Origin of the sequence: Mucilaginibacter sp. dw_454 (assembly GCF_018449775.1) — a bacterium.
GTDB lineage: Bacteria > Bacteroidota > Bacteroidia > Sphingobacteriales > Sphingobacteriaceae > Mucilaginibacter.
In genome coordinates this window covers 805,137-822,367 of the sequence record NZ_JAAVVB010000001.1, presented here as the reverse complement: position 1 = coordinate 822,367, position 17,231 = coordinate 805,137, and the positions used below count along the sequence as shown (strand labels likewise).

The 17,231-nt window shown below is 39.7% G+C and carries 20 protein-coding genes; 11 read left to right on the top strand and 9 right to left on the bottom strand.

The features are described 5' to 3' along the window. Positions 1–45: 45 nt before the first annotated feature. Both HB679_RS03715 and HB679_RS03710 read right to left on the bottom strand, forming a co-directional pair. Positions 46–2,238 carry a hypothetical protein gene (locus tag HB679_RS03715; RefSeq protein WP_214070587.1) on the bottom strand — a complete coding sequence of 731 codons (2,193 nt, stop codon included), beginning with the start codon at positions 2,236–2,238 and terminating at the stop codon, positions 46–48. A 226-nt stretch (positions 2,239–2,464) separates the two neighbouring features. Next, positions 2,465–3,265, bottom strand: coding sequence for a hypothetical protein (locus HB679_RS03710; protein ID WP_214070586.1), 801 nt, complete (start codon positions 3,263–3,265; stop codon positions 2,465–2,467). A gap of 286 nt (positions 3,266–3,551) precedes the next feature. Between HB679_RS03710 and HB679_RS03705 the strand changes: the two genes are divergently transcribed. The 6 genes from HB679_RS03705 (at position 3,552) to HB679_RS03680 (ending at position 9,748) form a co-directional block, all read left to right on the top strand. Next, positions 3,552–4,361 (top strand): hypothetical protein, encoded by an 810-nt coding sequence (locus HB679_RS03705; protein WP_214070585.1) that lies wholly within the window; start codon positions 3,552–3,554, stop codon positions 4,359–4,361. Between the two features lie 25 nt (positions 4,362–4,386). Further along, positions 4,387–4,665 (top strand): hypothetical protein, encoded by a 279-nt coding sequence (locus HB679_RS03700; protein WP_214070584.1) that lies wholly within the window; start codon positions 4,387–4,389, stop codon positions 4,663–4,665. Further along, entirely contained in the window at positions 4,662–5,780 is a 1,119-nt protein-coding gene (locus tag HB679_RS03695; RefSeq protein WP_214070583.1) for a hypothetical protein, read from the top strand. The genes HB679_RS03700 and HB679_RS03695 overlap by 4 nt, the downstream gene beginning before the upstream one ends. 151 nt (positions 5,781–5,931) lie before the next feature. Beyond that, a complete protein-coding gene (locus HB679_RS03690) occupies positions 5,932–7,404 on the top strand; it encodes a hypothetical protein (protein WP_214070582.1) in 1,473 nt (490 codons plus the stop codon). Positions 7,405–7,470: 66 nt separating this feature from the next. Next, positions 7,471–7,866: a cupin domain-containing protein gene (locus HB679_RS03685; protein ID WP_214070581.1), complete on the top strand. Its 396-nt coding sequence runs from the start codon at positions 7,471–7,473 to the stop codon at positions 7,864–7,866. Positions 7,867–8,803: 937 nt separating this feature from the next. Then, a complete protein-coding gene (locus HB679_RS03680) occupies positions 8,804–9,748 on the top strand; it encodes an IS1595 family transposase (protein ID WP_214070580.1) in 945 nt (314 codons plus the stop codon). Here the strand turns inward: HB679_RS03680 and HB679_RS03675 are convergent. Then, the gene (locus HB679_RS03675) at positions 9,745–9,951 is read right to left on the bottom strand and encodes a hypothetical protein (RefSeq protein ID WP_214070579.1); all 207 of its coding nucleotides are present in this window, start codon (positions 9,949–9,951) and stop codon (positions 9,745–9,747) included. The genes HB679_RS03680 and HB679_RS03675 overlap by 4 nt on opposite strands. Positions 9,952–10,023: 72 nt before the next feature. Here HB679_RS03675 and HB679_RS03670 point away from each other — a divergent pair, with 72 nt between their 5' ends. Continuing rightward, the gene (locus tag HB679_RS03670; RefSeq protein ID WP_214070578.1) at positions 10,024–10,215 is read left to right on the top strand and encodes a hypothetical protein; all 192 of its coding nucleotides are present in this window, start codon (positions 10,024–10,026) and stop codon (positions 10,213–10,215) included. Here the strand turns inward: HB679_RS03670 and HB679_RS03665 are convergent. Both HB679_RS03665 and HB679_RS03660 read right to left on the bottom strand, forming a co-directional pair. Beyond that, positions 10,201–10,506: a hypothetical protein gene (locus HB679_RS03665; RefSeq protein ID WP_214070577.1), complete on the bottom strand. Its 306-nt coding sequence runs from the start codon at positions 10,504–10,506 to the stop codon at positions 10,201–10,203. The genes HB679_RS03670 and HB679_RS03665 overlap by 15 nt on opposite strands. An 11-nt stretch (positions 10,507–10,517) precedes the next feature. Then, on the bottom strand, positions 10,518–11,090 hold the full coding sequence (locus HB679_RS03660) for a hypothetical protein (protein ID WP_214070576.1): 573 nt from the start codon (positions 11,088–11,090) through the stop codon (positions 10,518–10,520). 588 nt (positions 11,091–11,678) lie between these two features. Between HB679_RS03660 and HB679_RS03655 the strand changes: the two genes are divergently transcribed. Further along, entirely contained in the window at positions 11,679–11,882 is a 204-nt protein-coding gene (locus HB679_RS03655) for a hypothetical protein (protein WP_214070575.1), read from the top strand. 5 nt (positions 11,883–11,887) lie between these two features. Here HB679_RS03655 and HB679_RS03650 read toward each other — a convergent pair whose 3' ends face one another. From HB679_RS03650 to HB679_RS03635, 4 genes are all read right to left on the bottom strand, one after another. Further along, positions 11,888–12,484 carry a hypothetical protein gene (locus HB679_RS03650; RefSeq protein ID WP_214070574.1) on the bottom strand — a complete coding sequence of 199 codons (597 nt, stop codon included), beginning with the start codon at positions 12,482–12,484 and terminating at the stop codon, positions 11,888–11,890. A gap of 81 nt (positions 12,485–12,565) precedes the next feature. Then, a complete protein-coding gene (locus HB679_RS03645) occupies positions 12,566–13,429 on the bottom strand; it encodes an RNA polymerase sigma factor RpoD/SigA (RefSeq protein WP_214070573.1) in 864 nt (287 codons plus the stop codon). Next, the gene (locus HB679_RS03640) at positions 13,416–14,480 is read right to left on the bottom strand and encodes a fatty acid desaturase (protein WP_214070572.1); all 1,065 of its coding nucleotides are present in this window, start codon (positions 14,478–14,480) and stop codon (positions 13,416–13,418) included. Before HB679_RS03640 ends, HB679_RS03645 begins: the two co-directional genes overlap by 14 nt. 31 nt (positions 14,481–14,511) lie before the next feature. After that, a complete protein-coding gene (locus HB679_RS03635; RefSeq protein WP_214070571.1) occupies positions 14,512–14,868 on the bottom strand; it encodes a hypothetical protein in 357 nt (118 codons plus the stop codon). A gap of 240 nt (positions 14,869–15,108) precedes the next feature. Here HB679_RS03635 and HB679_RS03630 point away from each other — a divergent pair, with 240 nt between their 5' ends. The 3 genes from HB679_RS03630 to HB679_RS03620 all read left to right on the top strand — a co-directional run bounded on the left by HB679_RS03630 (position 15,109) and on the right by HB679_RS03620 (position 17,224). After that, positions 15,109–15,303: a cold shock domain-containing protein gene (locus HB679_RS03630; protein ID WP_214070570.1), complete on the top strand. Its 195-nt coding sequence runs from the start codon at positions 15,109–15,111 to the stop codon at positions 15,301–15,303. A 106-nt stretch (positions 15,304–15,409) separates the two neighbouring features. Next, positions 15,410–15,862, top strand: a complete 453-nt coding sequence (locus HB679_RS03625) for a cold shock domain-containing protein (RefSeq protein ID WP_214070569.1) — start codon at positions 15,410–15,412, stop codon at positions 15,860–15,862. A 141-nt stretch (positions 15,863–16,003) separates the two neighbouring features. After that, positions 16,004–17,224 (top strand): MFS transporter, encoded by a 1,221-nt coding sequence (locus tag HB679_RS03620; RefSeq protein ID WP_214070568.1) that lies wholly within the window; start codon positions 16,004–16,006, stop codon positions 17,222–17,224. Positions 17,225–17,231 lie beyond the last annotated feature (7 nt).

Sequence of the window (17,231 nt, the reverse complement as noted above, 5' to 3'; positions counted from 1 at the left end):
CATTAAATTATTAAAATTAAAGAGTCGGCAGCTTCAGTTTACCGCTCATTTCTCTAACAAAATATAAAATGCATCCGGTGGCAATTGGAGGGTTACAGTGCTCCCATTTGTTTGTAGATCAAGCATTTTAACAGCAAAACCGGCTGCATTGAGTTGTATTGCTTTTTTTATCAATTTATTTTTTAGGCTGATGCTGCCATTAGCCGGCATACCTAACCAAGGCATTTTACCGGTATTAATGATTTTAAAGCCCTGCATCAATTTATGATTATCATTAAACGTAGCGGGCTCCTCGTTCCAGCCTGTTGGCCTAAAAATAGTGCCTACTTGTAGCAATACTTTTTTTGACTGACTAAGATCCTTTCCGTCCATACTCACCAGTTCGATAGTAGCATATTCATTATTGGATGTAATGCTTATCTCATTTAAATTGAATGTCTTTTTAACGTTTAAAAAGCCCGACACTGCTTTTGCCTTAGGCGTGTTCAGGATAAATATGCCCGTTTTGTAATCCAGTTGCTCCTCTCCCGTTACGGATGTGACTTTCGAGGCTTTCAGATCGATCAATTTGTTCAGATTTGCTGATACCTGAACCGTATCCATTTTGCTGTCATAAACAACCGATATACCACCTGTCAAAAAAGTAAGCGGCGAAAACTTCCCCTGGTCGTTATTATCGCCTACCACAAAATCCCGGTTTGGGTCAAAGGATTGTTCCTCAAAAATGGACGGCACTTCCCGGTTCAGCATACTTTTCATGGTTCGCCGCTCCTGGAGGATTTTAGCTTCTTTGACATAGCCCAATCGTTGTATCAGTGCATTTGCCGGGAACATGCCTATTTCGCCCGGTGTCGAGGTACTCCAGCGGTTTAAGGGGTGCTGCCCTTGTATGTTCAGAAAAGTGAAATAAGGTTGTTGCATGTAATTAGTTGCCGTAGGTGTAAACCAGAAAAAGGCATCCAGCCCTGTTAAGCCACCGTAGGCGGCAACCAGTAAGGCGCCTTCGGTTTGGTACCTGTTTGGTAAATTCCACCCACTTTCAGTAACCATCATGGGGTGGCCGGCAACGTGTTTAACATTGGTCGGCAAATCAGCCGGATTTTTCAATGCCGATGGCGACCCATAAAAATCGCCGGGATCTACCCTCCAGCCCGCGTTTGGCCCTTTATGTTGCGGATCAAAATATTTATTCACCGCGATAACGTCGGCACCACTGTTGGTCCAGCGTTCCAGATCCAGCAAACGACTTTGCGACGCGGTACGCCAGTTACTCGCGTTAACCAGTTGTTTACAGCCCAGCACCTCCCGATAGTAATGCACCATATCATCATAAAAAGCGCGCTGATTATCGGCATAAAACTCCACCTGATCATGTAGTTTGCTGTTTTCGTTTTTACCTTGCGGTAAGGTCATGTTATAGATGGGCAGCAAGTCGGTAGTGTCTTTGATATTTGCCAGCTGGCCGTATTTATTTCTTAACCATTTAGAGAACTGCGCACCAACCATTTTGGCCAGCGCCGGTTTAATGCCGCTCATGGTCCAGAAAAATGGTGAGTCTTCATTTATCACCTGTATCACCGCTACTGCGGGTTCGTCTTTCAGCGCAACTTTGGTATATGGATTTGGAGTGGTATAAAGATATTTCACCCAGGCCTTATAGCCCGCTTTCATTCGCTCATTAAAATACAGCACCTCCCACATATCGTCCTTGCCGCTATAACCATCAATGCCCCATTCTTTTGGTATCCAGCCGCCCATATGGCCATTGGCTGGCCAAAATGGCGATATAATGGTATAAATACCCTGTTTCTTCATAGCAGCCACACAGCGCCAAATATTGCGCGCCTCGGCGGTGTCAACATCCATCAACCGGGTGTTTTTACCGTGTGGATTAATGGCGCCGTGATAGCGTATTACATTCACGCCCATTTTTGCCAGGAAACAGGCCAGGCTATCCAGCTTTTTGTCATCAAATTCAGCAGCCAGGCTGCCGCCATTGCAGGCCCAGAAACGTACCTCCTTACCATTACCATTAATAAAGCCATTACCGTCTGCGCTTAAATGAATAAATCCATGCTCGCCGGCGAAATGTTCATTCAGGCTGCGCAGGTTCAATAAACCACCGTCAAGTGACTGACTTTGCGAGTACGAAAAGGTCCACCAGCTGCCATCAGGTACCTGGGCTTCTACTGTTACGAACAGAAAAAATAAGATGAATAAACAGGCTGCCTTTTTCATAATGGTTTATGAGGCTTGAAATTAGGTTATTCTGATGAAGGAAGCAATGGTTGGATTTTTATTAGGAGTTGGAGTTCGTGCCTGGTTTTGCGGTATACATACTTTGTCGCCCGTATAGCACTCAATTGCCGCTAAGGCTGTCACTTAAGAGACAAAAGACACAGCCCCCTGGCGGCAATTGAGCGTTAAACAAGCGATAAGCTAATCGAGCAATTCACCTATATTTTCAGTCCGCTTCAAGCGGGTCTAAATCATCCGTTTCTACCGAAGTCACCGTTGTAGCAACCCGCCCGCTCAGCGCTAAATAACAAAAAGTTACGGCGACAAAAAAAGTCACAAATAAAAAATCGTAAATATAAGTAAGCGGCATATCAATAAGCGCTATTGCCGGTTTGGTAAGTGTAAGCGCCGTGGTTTTATGAATAATTGCCAGCGGGATAGCCAAAGCAAGTGCTGTTATTAAAACCGCGCCAAAAGTTAACCACCAGCTATCTATAATCATGGCGAAGCTCTTTTTGACTGCACCTAATAAAGGCAAATCCTCCAATCCCATTATCGCCATAAACAAACAAGATACCGGCATTAAATAAATGCCGGGGAGATAATAAAACTTAAAACCTAACTGCACCACTATGTTAAACAAAGCAAAGGCTATCAAACAGCCTACATATTTGGCCTTAAAGCCGGCCCAAACCTGTGCAACAGACGGCTGCTCTTTAATCTCAAAATATACACGGATGTAAACTAACGTCATTACCGCTATAGCCGCACTGCCAATACCTCCCAGCACACGCCTGATAATTTCTGTGGAAGACAAATCAAAAGAGAAATCGGGCGTCTCATAAAATGCATGCTTTACATGCGGCAAAACAGGGAAAGGATTAAAGTAATTGAAGACAATAACCGGCAACACAAATAACGTACAGATCTTTAAATAGCAGATGAGGAGTTGTTTCCAGTTTTGAGCTATGAAATTTATTGCGGCGGCTAATATTGAGCCTATGGTTGGTTTTTGGTGATATAACATGAGATTGGTTAGGAATACCTAAAGGTAGGAGATTAATCTGAGTTTAGCACAAGCAAGACATCATAAGTTTATGGCGTTGCCCCGATTAAAATCGGGGCCGCGCTATCCACTCATACGCCTTCAAGGCATTAGGCACGTGGCCGGTATCCGTTTCTATCGCTAACGTAGGGAGATACGATTTCTTGTATCATACAGAGATTTACTTTTAATTAAATAATTATAATATCGTATATCATTGACAATGAGAATATTAAAATGCAATTTTAATAAACCAAAACTCATTATCATGTCAACTTCAATTATTTCTGCCATATTAAAAATCGGTATAGGCGTTTTCGCTTTGTTTATGATCTATTTCGGCATTAATCACCTAACCTGGACAAATGGAGTCAAGGTCAATTTGTTAGGGGTAGTAGACTCAACTATTACGACAAATACACAAACCACCAAATCTGCTCAAAATGCCGTCGGCAATGTTGATTCAAAACAAAAAGTATTAACATACAATAATTCAAAACCAGTTTATGATAAACCCTTTAGTGACGATTTAATTAAGTCTGAAAATGACACGGCTTTTAAATTCATCTATATCGGTTTATTCCTTATTCTACTACTTGCTTTATTACCCACTTTAAAAGATTTCAATTTTTTAGGCTTATTCTCTGTTGATTTTCAAGACAGAATAAACACCTTGCAACAGTTGCACAATGACGCTGAACAAGCGGCAGCTACTGCCTCAGCGCCTGCTACAACAAACAACCAACTTAGTTTAACAGCCGTTAAAACTGCACCACCAGTCGCTAATTACGTTATTAAAGACGATAGAAAATTGACGGTATATATCTCCAATGATCCTTTATTTACTGGATATTATATTATTGATAATGAGATTATTAGTACGGATGAAGTAAAGCCACTAAAAGGAAGCGTTGTATTTCATCTTCCAGATACTTTTGCTGTCCGCAAACCAAAAATATTTGTAACGAGCGGGATAGCCCGATTTAGATTACGAACGAAAGAACCTTTTAAATTAATCGTAAAAACAGATAACGACAGCCTGGAGCTGGCTTACGAATTGAAGACCTTAATTAAATAAATCCATTAACTTAAACCTTTACATCATGAACAATGTAACATTTATTGGCCAACTCAGTAATGCGACGGGTTGTGCCGTAACGCTTATTCTTTATCAAGGCTCTACTGTAGTCTGGATCCATCATTATTATAACAGTTTTAATTTTAGTTCGCAACTACCAGATAACAGTTATAATGTAACAATTAACGGTTATACACAAGGCACTTTAACGTTTGACATCCAGGGGGCAAGCGGCGTTAATCCCCCGGTTCCAGCTGTCTATCCACAATCAATAAACGGTTCTTTTAACTTTCAAACCCCATGAAAAGATACGTTTTAACAATTATAATCAGCGCTTATGCATTTATAGGCCTGGCTCAAGACAGTGGAAAACCTAAAACGCAGGGCGAAATCAGCAGCGATGCATTTTTAAATTCTTTGGTTGAAAAAAAATTCAAAGACGCATCAGGTAATGATCGGCAAAACTGGACCGGTATGGGTGGAGCTTTTCTTAATTTATTGGGTACAAACGGGTCAACAGATCTCACTTTAAGCCCTACTCTTTTTACTTTATTGCACTTTAAAAAAGTAGCTAACAACGATACCAATTTTATAGACTACGAATATCGCAAGCAATGGTTTGCCAGAAATTTACAGCTAAACATCGGAGCTACCCCTAATTCAAAAAACCAAATACACCTGGACGCGGGCAATGCAGGTTTCAAATTTGCTGTTATAAACAACAAAAATGCTTCTGTTAAAGATTATCAATCACTAAGCAACGTACTCGATTTATCCGATTCGGTGAATATCATAATGCAGCATTATAAATTTGTCGAAAATGGCAGATATAAAGCAGCTATCGAGACTTTTGAAAATAATCCAAGCAAAGATTTAATAAAGTCGCTCCCTGATGCTTTAATAGCGCAGCTCAAATTGAATTTCAAAAATGTGAAGCCTGAAACATTGTTAATGCCGGCCAATGCATTACAAAGTGCTTTAGCAGACAAATTAGCAAAAAAGCCAACTTTAACCTTCTCTGCAAATGATAGTTATGATTTTGTCAAATCGCAACAAAACTCGCTAACTGTTTCTTCTGAATTTACCTTTTACCTCGGCAAAGTGCCTTTTGATCTAAGTGCGAATTATGTTTGGAGTGCAGATACATCTAAAACACAGAGTACGCTCGTTCGTAAAGTGTTCACGACTGCTTTCGGGAAGAACTTTAAAATTTCTAAAAGTTTTGAGGTTAAACCGGCATTTGATTACGTACATACACAAGGCCCGTTATACGAAAAAGAGCATCCCGATACATTTGATGCAAGCGTTGCGCCAAGAATTAAAATCAACGACCAATTTTGGCTTCCGATAACTATTAAATATGACGTAAAACACCCGCAATTACTTGGTTTTCTTTCTGTTCAATATTCTTTAAAATAAATTCGCACCTTCGTCGGCACGAGACTGCAGCCCAAGTCCAAGTTGCATGCTCGTGCTAACTTAATTTCTCCTCATCCAAATAAAACTTAACTAACAAGCAATCTGCTTTTTTTTAAACCGTAATGATTGTAGATTAGCGTAGATAATTATCATGACGAGAAAAATCTACCTTATACTGCTATTAAACCTATTTTTGGTTAGACCGGGCAAGGCAACGGATCTGGTGGGCACAGACAGCTTGTTAACTATTCTGCAACAAAAGAACGGGCCGCACAAAGAAAGGCAGCTGATCTTGTCAATCCGTTATTATTTTAGTGGGCGCCTGCCTGCCGGTTTGCCCGCTGCCAAAAAGAGCCTTGATAGTGTGCTGGCGGCTTTCCCGGTGCCAAATGCCGGGTCGCTTGGCCTTTTCGTCGAAACTATGTATCGCATGCAGTTAAGGCAATATGTTGAGGCAGAAAAAGTGCTGGTGCGTGCCATCTCACTGGCAGACCGGGCAGATGATCATTATTTACTTTACGGCTGTTTCACCCAACTGGCGTTTCTGCAAGCCTTAAAGGGCAATACTACAGAAGCCGTAACCAGCTTTCGCCAGGCGCGAAACGAAGCTACCACACTAAATGATGCTTACCTGCAGATCCTGGTGGATATCAATATCTCGGATATTTATCATCGCAATAAGCTATACGGGCAGTCTTTGCATTACCTTGACCAGGCCAGGGCATTAATGCACCGCCGGGAATTGAATGAGCCCGATCTCAACATGATGATACTGGTTAACAAAGTCGAAAATTATTTCAGTACAGAATCGGTAGATTCGCTGGCTAAATACAGCCGGCTGTTACTCGATCTCAAAATATCCAGTTCGCGCTTATACAGCTTCCAGCAACGAAGCATTTATATGCTCTATCTCTTACAGGCGCGTTACAACGATGCAGTTAAACTACTGGCTAAATTAAAGAAAGACCCCAGCTATGCGTATGATCTGACCGACGATCAGAACCTGACCAATGCGCTTTATCACAGCGGGCAGGTAGACTCAGCACGTGTAGTGGCACGGCAACTAATTGCCGACCAGGCTTTACAAAACCACCCGGAGGTAACCCTCCCCTTGTATGAAATGCTCGGCCGTATAGCCTTAGCCAAATCAGAAAAAGATCTCGCTATCCGAAGATTTGACGAGGCGCTTCAACAAGCCAAAATGCAAATTATACGTTTAGTAGAAGTAGATACTATAGCCGCACGGCTAAGGCTGGACGATATGCAAAGCAGCTACATTAGCCGTGAAGGCGGCTTTAAACGCGAGCGTTTGTGGTTGATCTTTGGTGTAGTTACTGTGAGCCTGGTATTGGTTGTTGGCGCTATGTTATACCGCAATAATCAGCAGAAAAGAAAATTTGAACGACTGCTTTTTGAAAGCAAGCGTAGTGAATTGTCGTTTATCAACTCGCATGAGATCAGGAGGCACCTGTCCAACATACTCGGCATCATAGACACCATTAGCCAAGCCGATGACAGGCACCAGGAATACCTTGAATCTGAAGCACACCTGCTTAGCGCCGCCAATGATCTGGATAAAAGTATCCGCGAAATTGCCGATAAGTTGAGTGACGATATAGCTTGATGATCTTTAATTTTGGATTAATGGGCTAACTCAAAACAACGCATCATAACATTTGTAGATAATTAAATGGAAATTACGAGAACAGGTACAAAGCCATCAGCAAAAGGCCCTGCCGATTGGTTTACGGGGTTAGTTAGAATAGATTCTTTATTTGATGCCAATCAGTCGCGGCGTGGTGTTGCTGCTACTGTAACATTCGAACCAGGGGCACGGACAGCATGGCATACTCATCCCCTGGGTCAGACATTGATCATCGTTTCAGGATTGGGTTGGGTACAGCGCGAAGGCGGGCCAGTTGAGCAAGTACATCCGGGTGACGTTGTTTGGTTTGAAGCAAATGAAAAGCACTGGCACGGCGCGTCGGCTACCAATGGCATGAGCCATATTGCTATACAAGAAAACTTAAACGGTAAAGTGGTAGATTGGATGGAACACGTGTCTGACGATCAGTATAAATTTTAACAAATGTCATCTCAAACGTAGTGAGAACTATTCTCTTGGCGTAGCGAAAAAATCTATACACATGCTTGGTATTGCGTGTGTATAGATTTCTCCCGTTGGTCGAAATGACATATTTATTTTTAATGACTATCCGGTTGTTGTAACAAAAGGGGAACAGGTAATATGTCTAAATAAATAGTAAGAATTCTAATATAACTAAAATCTTTGTCGATATGCTGACCAAGATCGGGCGTATTCATTTCTTCGTTAAAGTTCTGTTCGATAAACTTTTTCATTTTTTAAAGATTATTGACTTACGATACCTCCCCTGAAAGTACTACTAATACTTTCAGGGATCTTTACAAAGAAAATCGCTTAATCAAACACTTTGGCATTTGATAAGTCTAAAATCTATTACAGGGTGAAGAGGCAAAATGTGTAATAATTATTACACATTTTAGTAGGTTTTATAAATTTAAATTTATAATTTTGTTGGTATAGTTAGTCTATTAACTATAAAGACGCCCAGAGGTCTGAAGCTCTGAACGCCTTTTAATACACGGTTGACGGCCACTAGGAGACTCGAGCCCCCGATAGATTTGGATTTTTGCGCTTTTACTTCGCGCGCTTTACATTTAAGCTTTCCTGTCTGTTAGGGGTTTTCCTTTGTATCGTACCTCAAAGATACTTTACCATTTATAAAAAACTTCTTTTATTTTAGTATTGTTGAAAAATAGCAACTATTAACACTAAAGCAAGGGTATCGTAGTATTCACAATTTGCCAGAATAATTTTTCGTTACGCACACGGGCACGGTTTAACAACCACAGTTTCTTGGTCTCCTCAACTATCTCAAAATAAATTGTTTTTCTCGCATTTTACCGAATTATCTTCGTGTAACTGGTTGTCTATCAGAAGACTTCTTGTTATATTTAAGTATAAAATCGTTAATAATCGTATGAATTTGCTTGACTTTAATACCCGTTTTCCTGATGAGAATTCTTGCCGCCAGTATCTAAAAACTAAACGTGAACAAGAAGGTGTAACATGTAACTGTGGTGGTATAACACACTACTGGATTAGCACTCGTGAACTTTGGAAATGTAAAACATGTGGGTCTTGTCAAAACCTAAGAGCAGGAACTATCATGGAAAAATCACATATTCCTGTCCGCTACTGGTTTATGACCATACATCTGATGACCAGTACCAAGAAAGCATTTTCAGCACTCGAAATACAAAGGCAACTCGGGATGGATAACTACGAACCGGTTTGGTATATGATGCAAAAAATACGCAAATCAATGGGTAAGCGAGATATGAGGTATCAACTACAAGGCGAGATTGAAGTGGATGAGGGGTTTTATGAAGTAGTAACTTTGCCCGAAAAAGATCATTTAGGTAATTTGATACGTGAAGAAGTAGCTCAAAAAAGAGGTAGGGGTTCAACTAAACAAATGAAAGTACTGGTCATGGTAGAGTCTTTTCCTAACCCTCAACCATCTACTGATAAATACCGTAAAAAACGAGTAATGGGTTTCGTAAAAATGGTTACAATAGATGACTTATCATCAACTGGTATCAATTATGAACTGAAAAAATCACTAGATCCTACATCAACAATAGTAACAGATGGGTGGAGAGGATATTCAAGGTCAACTGATGTAATTGCAAAGCATATTAAAAACATTGTACCGCCTAAAGAAGCACATAAAACCCTGCCTTGGGTACATACAGTCATTGCAAATTCAAAACGTCAATTCTTAGGCGTACATCATTCAATCGGTAAAGACTATTTACAGAATTACCTCAATGAATTTTGTTATAAACTCAACCGCCGTAATTTTCAGACTGATCTATTCGACAGAATGATAGTTGCAGGAGCAAAAGATACATGGTATTAATTGCATTTACTATATAAAATGCTTTCAAAACCAGTTATAGAGATTGATAACTTATAAAACCGCTTTTTTCTTTCCAGACTTTCATCCTTTACCCAAATGTTAGTTGTATTCACTCCGCTGTCAACATAACTTATTAAATCACTTACTTTAAAGTCAACCATTCTATTTGAATAATCCGCTACTATTATTATTTCATTTTTCATAAGTTAAAGATACTAACTATCTGATTTTTAAATCTTTTTCTTTTTCAACATTACTAATATTTAAATTTAAGTATGGAAAATTCAAACAATTCAAAAATAGAAGTAAACAATCAGATTATTGAATGTCATAATCTTGACCAAATTAAAATACAATTTCCAGAAGGTAATTTTAAGTTTTCATTAAAACTCCTTCTGGAATTACTGGTAGATAAATTTTCAGGTGCAAAAAGTGCAACCTATCATGAAGATTTAATACCCGATTGATAGACCGTAGTTATTGGTAATAACTGCAATTTGAGATTCTAAAATCTTGTTGTCGGGATAAACAAAATTCTTCGCTATAAACTTAAATTGAGGTTCGTTATTTTCTAACTTTAAATCAATAAGACTACTAATATCAAAGTCTTTATAGTAAGAACTTAATACTCCGTTTACTTTATCATCCTGTAACTGATTTAAATCATCAACTATTAAATTATAGGTATCTATAAATTTTTTAGGATTAGATAGTTTCTCAACTAATTGTAATTGAGTTTCGGTGTTAAAATGTTTCATGTTATGTTTATTTAGAATAGTTTATCTAAGGTCATTTCACCAGAACCATTATTATAGTCAACCTGTTGTAGTTTTCCATTTATTTCTTCAAAATGTAGTCCTTCCCGTTCTTTTACGGTTAAAGTTGGGTATAAAAATTCCAGTTTTTGCAAAGTATTTTCTGAATAAAGCAAACTCTTAGTCTTTTGATTATAAGGGATACATTTAAATAGTTGCTGTGCATCTTCTGAAAGTGTAAGGGTTGAGTCTTTACTATTGATTTTTATATAATAATCCACTGATGTGTTTAGGGTAGGATTTTCAAATACTAATTTATTACTATCAATTTTATACTTGCGGCTTAAAGATATATCACCTCCAATACTCGTTATTTCGACATTGCAATAAATACTATCAATAAAATTGATAGAAATTGTACTTTTAGTTTCTACACAATCGCCCGCTATTTGTCTATCAATAGGCTGTAAAAACCAATGTCCTGTTAACCCTTGTAAGATTGGTGGAGTAGTTGGATTTGAACTTATATCATTTTGACAAGAATATAAAAGTGCGGTGATTGATAAGATTGAGATTAATTTTTTCATTGTTGGAATTTGGTGAAAAAGGTCAAAAAAATAGGCGTAACTAATATCACGCCATCACCAGGCTTCCAACGGCCCACCAAAGCAAAATGATACAGTTACGCCATAGCAGCGTACTATAATCATTCTTGTTGCTTCAGTTGCTAATTGTTGGAATTTGGCGATAGCGAAGAATGTTATGTACATAACCTTAACTCTTAAGGTGAAGTATGTTGTGAGTCGTTATTTATCCATATAAAATAGTTTGGTTAAATATAAATGAAAGAATTTTATTGCAAACCAATAATTGAAAACTTATTCTTTTTATTGATGTAGTTCTTATTAAATTTAGACTATTAGAAATCAGTATATAACAAAACCGCCTGAGCGTTAACTCAGACGGCTGAAGCAATTACTTAAAATAATACAACACCAATTGGTGAGCTATTTTAAGTAGAATAATAAGTATCGTTAAATACTTATTGGAATTATTACCTTTCATATAACAGGTTTTAATTGTCTACGATGCGGACGCATGAGGCTCCATTCATGACTAACTCCGCCCGAAGGTAAAAACTGTTATATGCTGATTTCTAATTTAATTTAAAACAAATGGATGTAACAGAATTCAATAAATTTTTAGGTTCGATACAATCAGGTATAAAACCAAATACAAGCGGAGTTAAGTTGACGAAAGAACAATATATAATTGTTTCAAAATATTTAAAAAGCGCTTTTCACCTAAACTGGACTGATTGGGAGATTAGATTTTTGTCGAAATGTTTGGAAGATTCCTTTGTTACAACAACCGGATAGCCATTTTATTTTTTATCCGATTTTACAGCACCAAAAAAAGCCATATACGCATTTAACGCGCTCTTGCCGGTTTCATGTACGGTAATGCCAATTACATTGCCGCTACGGTCGGTGTCGAAAGCTACGCCCGCTAAAGAGTCGTCAAAAATAGTTCGGTCGGTATTCTTTAGTTTAAACATGCCGATATTTTTCAGCGTATATTGCTTTGAGACGTCAGTAATCAGCACACCGGTATTCAGATGGTTATTGGTCTTAAAAGTTGGCGAGGTAACGCGAACAGCTTTCACGCGGGCAGTATCATCAACTCCCATATTGGTGGAGAAGTACATGTGCATGGCATACCCCTTTTTATTATGATCTGGATACCAAACATTCACGCTCTTCCCCATTGCCGCGTCAGATATGTCGGGTTTACCCAAATTTTCAATCACCTTACTTCCCGCATCGTTAAGTTTGGTCAACCCAACGCTTTTGCCTGGAAAGATCAATTGTTCCGGATCGACGGTTACCTTATTGCCGGCATAGCTAGTATCAGTTTTTTGTTTGCAGGCAAATAATATTAACGACGTTAAGGAAATAAAGAAGTAACGGCAAATGTTCATGGTAGCTATTTTGGGGCGCAATTTAGGAAAGACACAGCAAATCTGTAACCAAATTAGTTGCGGGCAATGTATCGGCAGGAATTACACTTCCAGCAACTTCACCAGGTCATGCTTCTTGGCATAATGGCGTAGGTAGGTAAGCGCTTTATCTTTTATCTGGCGAACACGTTCGCGGGTAAGCCCATGTTTAACGCCGATGTCCTCTAACGTTAAAGCCTCCGGCCGGCCAATGCCGTAAAATAACGTCAGCACAGAACGTTCACGTTCTGACAGGTGCATCAAAGCATCTTTCAGGGTATGCGATAACGATTCCATCATCAGTCCATGGTCGGCTGACTGGTCAGACGACGCAATTACATCAAGCAGCGAGTTTTCACCCTCATCGCCAAAAGGCGCATCTAAGGATACCTGTCGGCCGGATTTACTCATTACATCGGCAACGTTTTCAATAGTTCTTTCCATCGCATCAGCCAGCTCCTCTACAGAGGGTTCGCGCTCAAACTCCTGCTCAAGACGTGAGAATGTTTTATGTAATGCGGATAGTGACCCAATCTGGTTGATGGGTAACCTCACCATCCGCGATTGCTCGGCAATGGCCTGTAAAATCCCCTGACGAATCCACCATACTGCGTACGAAATAAACTTAAAACCCTTGGTCTCATCAAAACGATGCGCGGCTTTGATCAGCCCCATATTACCCTCGCTAATCAAATCATTAAGTGTAAGCCCCTGGTTCTGGAATTTTTTAGAAACCGACACCACAAAGCGCAGATTAGCCTGGGTAAGTTTATGTAATGCAGCCTGATCGCCCTCACGGATCTTGCGGGTAAGCGTCACCTCCTCGTCGGGGGTAACCATACTTATCTTGCTGATATCGCTCAGGTATTGGTCTAACGACTTGCTATCACGGTTAGTGATAGTAGGCGTAATTTTAAGTTGTCTCATGTACGGGTACCGGTACTACTGCTGCTATAACTACAGGCTTTATGTTGATGTATTTATCCAAGAAAGATCGTTTATCATCCCTGTAGCTGCTCACGGCACCTATTCTGTGCATAAACCTGATGTATTGCCAGGCCATGTCAAACTGATATTTTTTAAAACCACTGCGTGCGCTTTTTGGGTAAAGGTGGTGGTTGTTATGCCACTCGCCTGCCACCAAACCAGGCCACACCTGGTTAATAGATTTATCTTTAGTGTTGTAGTCAACGCCTTCGCGTTGTTTGTCTTTACCGTGGCCGTGGCCGTCATAATTGAAGGTACGCACACCTACCGCCCAAATACCGGCAGCGGCAAAAAGCGAACAGGCTAAAGCGTGCCCACCTAAAAGGTAAAATATCCCGTACCAAAAGGCCCAGTTCAATAACCAAACCGTAGTGGCATGTACCGGGTTTACATACGAGCCCCAATATTGATACTGCTTATATGTATTGCCTTTAACACCCGTATGCGCCATTAATTTTTGAACGCGGCCATAATCTGCTTCGCTCAAGTCTTTGGCTATAGGTTGATGATTGACATCGGCCAGGAAACAATACCAGAAACCTGCCTGCGCGTTGTAGGGGTCGCCGGGCTGATCTGAGCATGCGTGGTGCACGTGATGCGAGATCACATAAATTTCCTCGGGAATGATGTTAAGTGTAAGCTGCTGCGTTATAAAGCGCCAAAAACGATTTTTGAATTTATAAGCACCATGTGTACAATAACGGTGATGCCATACCGTGCCATGGGTACCCATAACTATCATACCATATACAAAAACGGCAAGCAGTGTATACACAGAAAAGAATTTCACTAAAAACAGGATAACAAAAGGCACCAGACACAGTATTTTGAACCAACTAAAAAAAGGCAGCCAATTTTTCCTGTCGCGAAATATGTTTAGTCTTGAAAAAAACTCCGTCAGGATTTGCTGTTTGCTGGGACGCACAAGGTCACCGCTTTCGTCTGTCCAACCGTATGATGGCGGTTGTAAAACTTCATTTAAAAAAGCCATTAAAATAAATTAAGCTATGAGTAATTGATGATTACTTGCGGGAGATGCGTGAAGGATAAGCAGCAATATTTATTTTCCCATCGCGTACCAGATCTATTTCTGTAAAAGCGTCTTCTGTTTTATTAAGCGCTTGCTGCAGTTTTTCTTTCACCTGCTGATATACCTTTAATAAAGTATCAGGTTTAGGCCGAAGTAATATTACCGGATGATGGGATCTTTTTAAACCTGTTATTTCGGCATCAGAAACCATTTCCAGGTTCCAGGACTCGCCGGTTTTAAAGCCGTGTTCTACAGCTTCGTTCTTTAAATCAAAAATAAACATATTAACCTGGCTGGTTAAACGTTGTTGCGCTTCTGCACCTGCCCCAAGGGCTTTTTCGTTGCTCATAATACTAACCTGATTCGGATTTATAATTTAAAGAGCTTAAAAATCACCTGAATCAGTTGAGGGGTAAAGTCTAAGTGGTGATGAAGCCAGTGTTGAGGCAATGTACGTATTAAACGCCAGTATTGTCAAAGTATTTTACTATTTGTTATTCCTATTGAATTTATTTTCAATAATTTGACTAAAAGTAAAAATATACCAATATTTAAGCCTATCTTGCACACTTAATTAAAAACAATAACAATGCAAAAAGAAGGAACAGTGAAATTTTTCAATAACCAGAAAGGTTTCGGATTTATTTCACAAAATGACACAAAGACAGAAGTTTTTGTTCATTCAACAGGCCTTATTGACCAAATCCAAGAAAACGACAGAGTTAGCTTTGACGTGGAAAACGGTAAAAAGGGCTTAAACGCAGTAAACGTAAAAGTAATTTAATCATCGCTATAAGATTTTACTCGGAAACACCTGCCCTTCTGGGGCGGGTGTTTTGTTTTTAACCGTATTTCAATTAATATATTTCAATTAAACTATATAATACAGCATGGGGAAATCCAACGAAACATTCAATAAAAAAGAAAAAGAAAAAAAACGCCTGAAAAAACATCAGGAGAAAAAAGAAAAAGCCGAGCAGCGCAAGGAAAATTCTGACAAGGGCAAAGGCCTTGAAGAAATGATGGCTTATGTAGACGAAAATGGTAATATAACCAACACGCCACCCGTGTACAGAAAACCAACTTTGATACAGGCGGAAACCATACAGATTGCTACACCTAAACAGGTAGCCGAACCAGAAGATGCGGTTAAAAGCGGTATCATCAGCTTTTTCAACACCAGTAAGGGCTACGGTTTTATCCGCGATTTGAAAACACAGGAAAATGTGTTCTTTCACATTAATAACCTGGCGTATCCTGCTAAAGAAAATGATAAAGTGAACTTCGCCGTTGAGAAGGGACCTAAAGGCATCAGCGCGGTTAATGTTACCAAAACACCGTAGCCGATCCTGCTATATACGATCTGAATATGTTAAGTGCCGGATTGAGAAAATCCGCGCTTAACAAAATTTAGCAGTACAGGTAAAGTCTTTCTTTACCTTAAGCCAACAAACTCCACCGCGGCTATTCTTACTTTTGCGGCAATGCTTACAACATCTGCCATAACAACTCCGCAACTCAAAAACCAGCGAATTTCTACCGTACTGGCTTTTGCCTTGCTTCCGCTCTCCGGTTTTGCTACTGATATTTATATACCGTCATTACCCAGCATGGGTGCCGATATGCACATTAGCAGTATACAGGTACAATTAACCCTGACCCTGTTTCTGATCAGCTATGGCACCTCTCAACTTTTTTTAGGAAGCATCCTTGATTCTTATGGTCGGTATCGCTTTAGCATGGGTGCACTTGTGGTATTTATTTTGGCCAGTGTAGTTATTGCCATCACCCGTAATATTTATTTGATCTATGCCATGCGTATTATTCATGGTATCACCGTAGCCATGATTGTAGTGGCTAAACGCGCTTATTTTGTTGATGTTTATGAAGGCGATCAGCGAAAGCATTACCTCAGCATGTTTACCATTATCTGGTCGGCGGGCCCTATTGTTGCGCCTTTTTTGGGCGGATATTTTCAAAATACCTGGGGCTGGCAATCAAACTTCTATTTCCTGGCTGCTATGGCCTTTGTGATTATGGTGCTGGAAATAATTTATAGTGGCGAAACCATCAAAACCCCTGCGGAATTTCATTTGAAAAAGATAGCTAAGCTATACGCAGAAATGATCAAAACAACAACCTTTAGTCTGGGTATACTCATGTTAAGTTTTGCTTACTCCATGGTAATTATGTATAACATGACAGGGCCTTTCATCATCGAACATCATTTTAAATTTACCCCGGTTGTGGCAGGTTATTGCTCATTGATACTGGGTTTAGCCTGGATGATAGGCGGATTTATTGGCAAGGCATTGATTAACCGGCCTTTTGTAGGTAAATTATTTGTCAACATCTTATTGCAGCTGGCTTTTGTGGTGATAATGATTATAAGCTTTAGGTTTATCAGCAACCTGTATGCTATGGTGTTCTTCGCCTTCCTGATACATGTAGGCGCGGGCTTTACTTACAATAATTATTTTACCTATTGCCTGGGGCGTTTTCCTAAAAATGCGGCTATGTCAGGCGGTTTAACCGGTGGAATGGTGTACGTTATTCTGTCGTTACTTACTTATATCGTTGTAGCGGTTATTCCCGCCAAAGACGAACATAATTTAAGTTATAGCTACCTGGTGTTTATCCTTTTATCGGTGGTGGTAATGCTGGTATTATTCAGGTTGAACAAAAAGCCATCAGCAGAGATCTAATTAAATT

Excerpts from the sequence above, each read along its gene's own strand:
- HB679_RS03645 (WP_214070573.1), bottom strand. The coding sequence starts at position 13,429 with ATGAGACAACTTAAAATTACGCCTACTATCACTAACCGTGATAGCAAG.
- HB679_RS03670 (WP_214070578.1), top strand. The coding sequence starts at position 10,024 with ATGGAAAATTCAAACAATTCAAAAATAGAAGTAAACAATCAGATTATT.
- HB679_RS03655 (WP_214070575.1), top strand. The coding sequence starts at position 11,679 with ATGGATGTAACAGAATTCAATAAATTTTTAGGTTCGATACAATCAGGT.
- HB679_RS03710 (WP_214070586.1), bottom strand. The coding sequence starts at position 3,265 with ATGTTATATCACCAAAAACCAACCATAGGCTCAATATTAGCCGCCGCA.
- HB679_RS03675 (WP_214070579.1), bottom strand. The coding sequence starts at position 9,951 with ATGAAAAATGAAATAATAATAGTAGCGGATTATTCAAATAGAATGGTT.
- HB679_RS03665 (WP_214070577.1), bottom strand. The coding sequence starts at position 10,506 with ATGAAACATTTTAACACCGAAACTCAATTACAATTAGTTGAGAAACTA.
- HB679_RS03635 (WP_214070571.1), bottom strand. The coding sequence starts at position 14,868 with ATGAGCAACGAAAAAGCCCTTGGGGCAGGTGCAGAAGCGCAACAACGT.
- HB679_RS03630 (WP_214070570.1), top strand. The coding sequence starts at position 15,109 with ATGCAAAAAGAAGGAACAGTGAAATTTTTCAATAACCAGAAAGGTTTC.
- HB679_RS03715 (WP_214070587.1), bottom strand. The coding sequence starts at position 2,238 with ATGAAAAAGGCAGCCTGTTTATTCATCTTATTTTTTCTGTTCGTAACA.
- HB679_RS03705 (WP_214070585.1), top strand. The coding sequence starts at position 3,552 with ATGTCAACTTCAATTATTTCTGCCATATTAAAAATCGGTATAGGCGTT.
- HB679_RS03650 (WP_214070574.1), bottom strand. The coding sequence starts at position 12,484 with ATGAACATTTGCCGTTACTTCTTTATTTCCTTAACGTCGTTAATATTA.
- HB679_RS03685 (WP_214070581.1), top strand. The coding sequence starts at position 7,471 with ATGGAAATTACGAGAACAGGTACAAAGCCATCAGCAAAAGGCCCTGCC.
- HB679_RS03660 (WP_214070576.1), bottom strand. The coding sequence starts at position 11,090 with ATGAAAAAATTAATCTCAATCTTATCAATCACCGCACTTTTATATTCT.
- HB679_RS03620 (WP_214070568.1), top strand. The coding sequence starts at position 16,004 with ATGCTTACAACATCTGCCATAACAACTCCGCAACTCAAAAACCAGCGA.
- HB679_RS03695 (WP_214070583.1), top strand. The coding sequence starts at position 4,662 with ATGAAAAGATACGTTTTAACAATTATAATCAGCGCTTATGCATTTATA.
- HB679_RS03680 (WP_214070580.1), top strand. The coding sequence starts at position 8,804 with ATGAATTTGCTTGACTTTAATACCCGTTTTCCTGATGAGAATTCTTGC.
- HB679_RS03690 (WP_214070582.1), top strand. The coding sequence starts at position 5,932 with ATGACGAGAAAAATCTACCTTATACTGCTATTAAACCTATTTTTGGTT.
- HB679_RS03700 (WP_214070584.1), top strand. The coding sequence starts at position 4,387 with ATGAACAATGTAACATTTATTGGCCAACTCAGTAATGCGACGGGTTGT.
- HB679_RS03625 (WP_214070569.1), top strand. The coding sequence starts at position 15,410 with ATGGGGAAATCCAACGAAACATTCAATAAAAAAGAAAAAGAAAAAAAA.
- HB679_RS03640 (WP_214070572.1), bottom strand. The coding sequence starts at position 14,480 with ATGGCTTTTTTAAATGAAGTTTTACAACCGCCATCATACGGTTGGACA.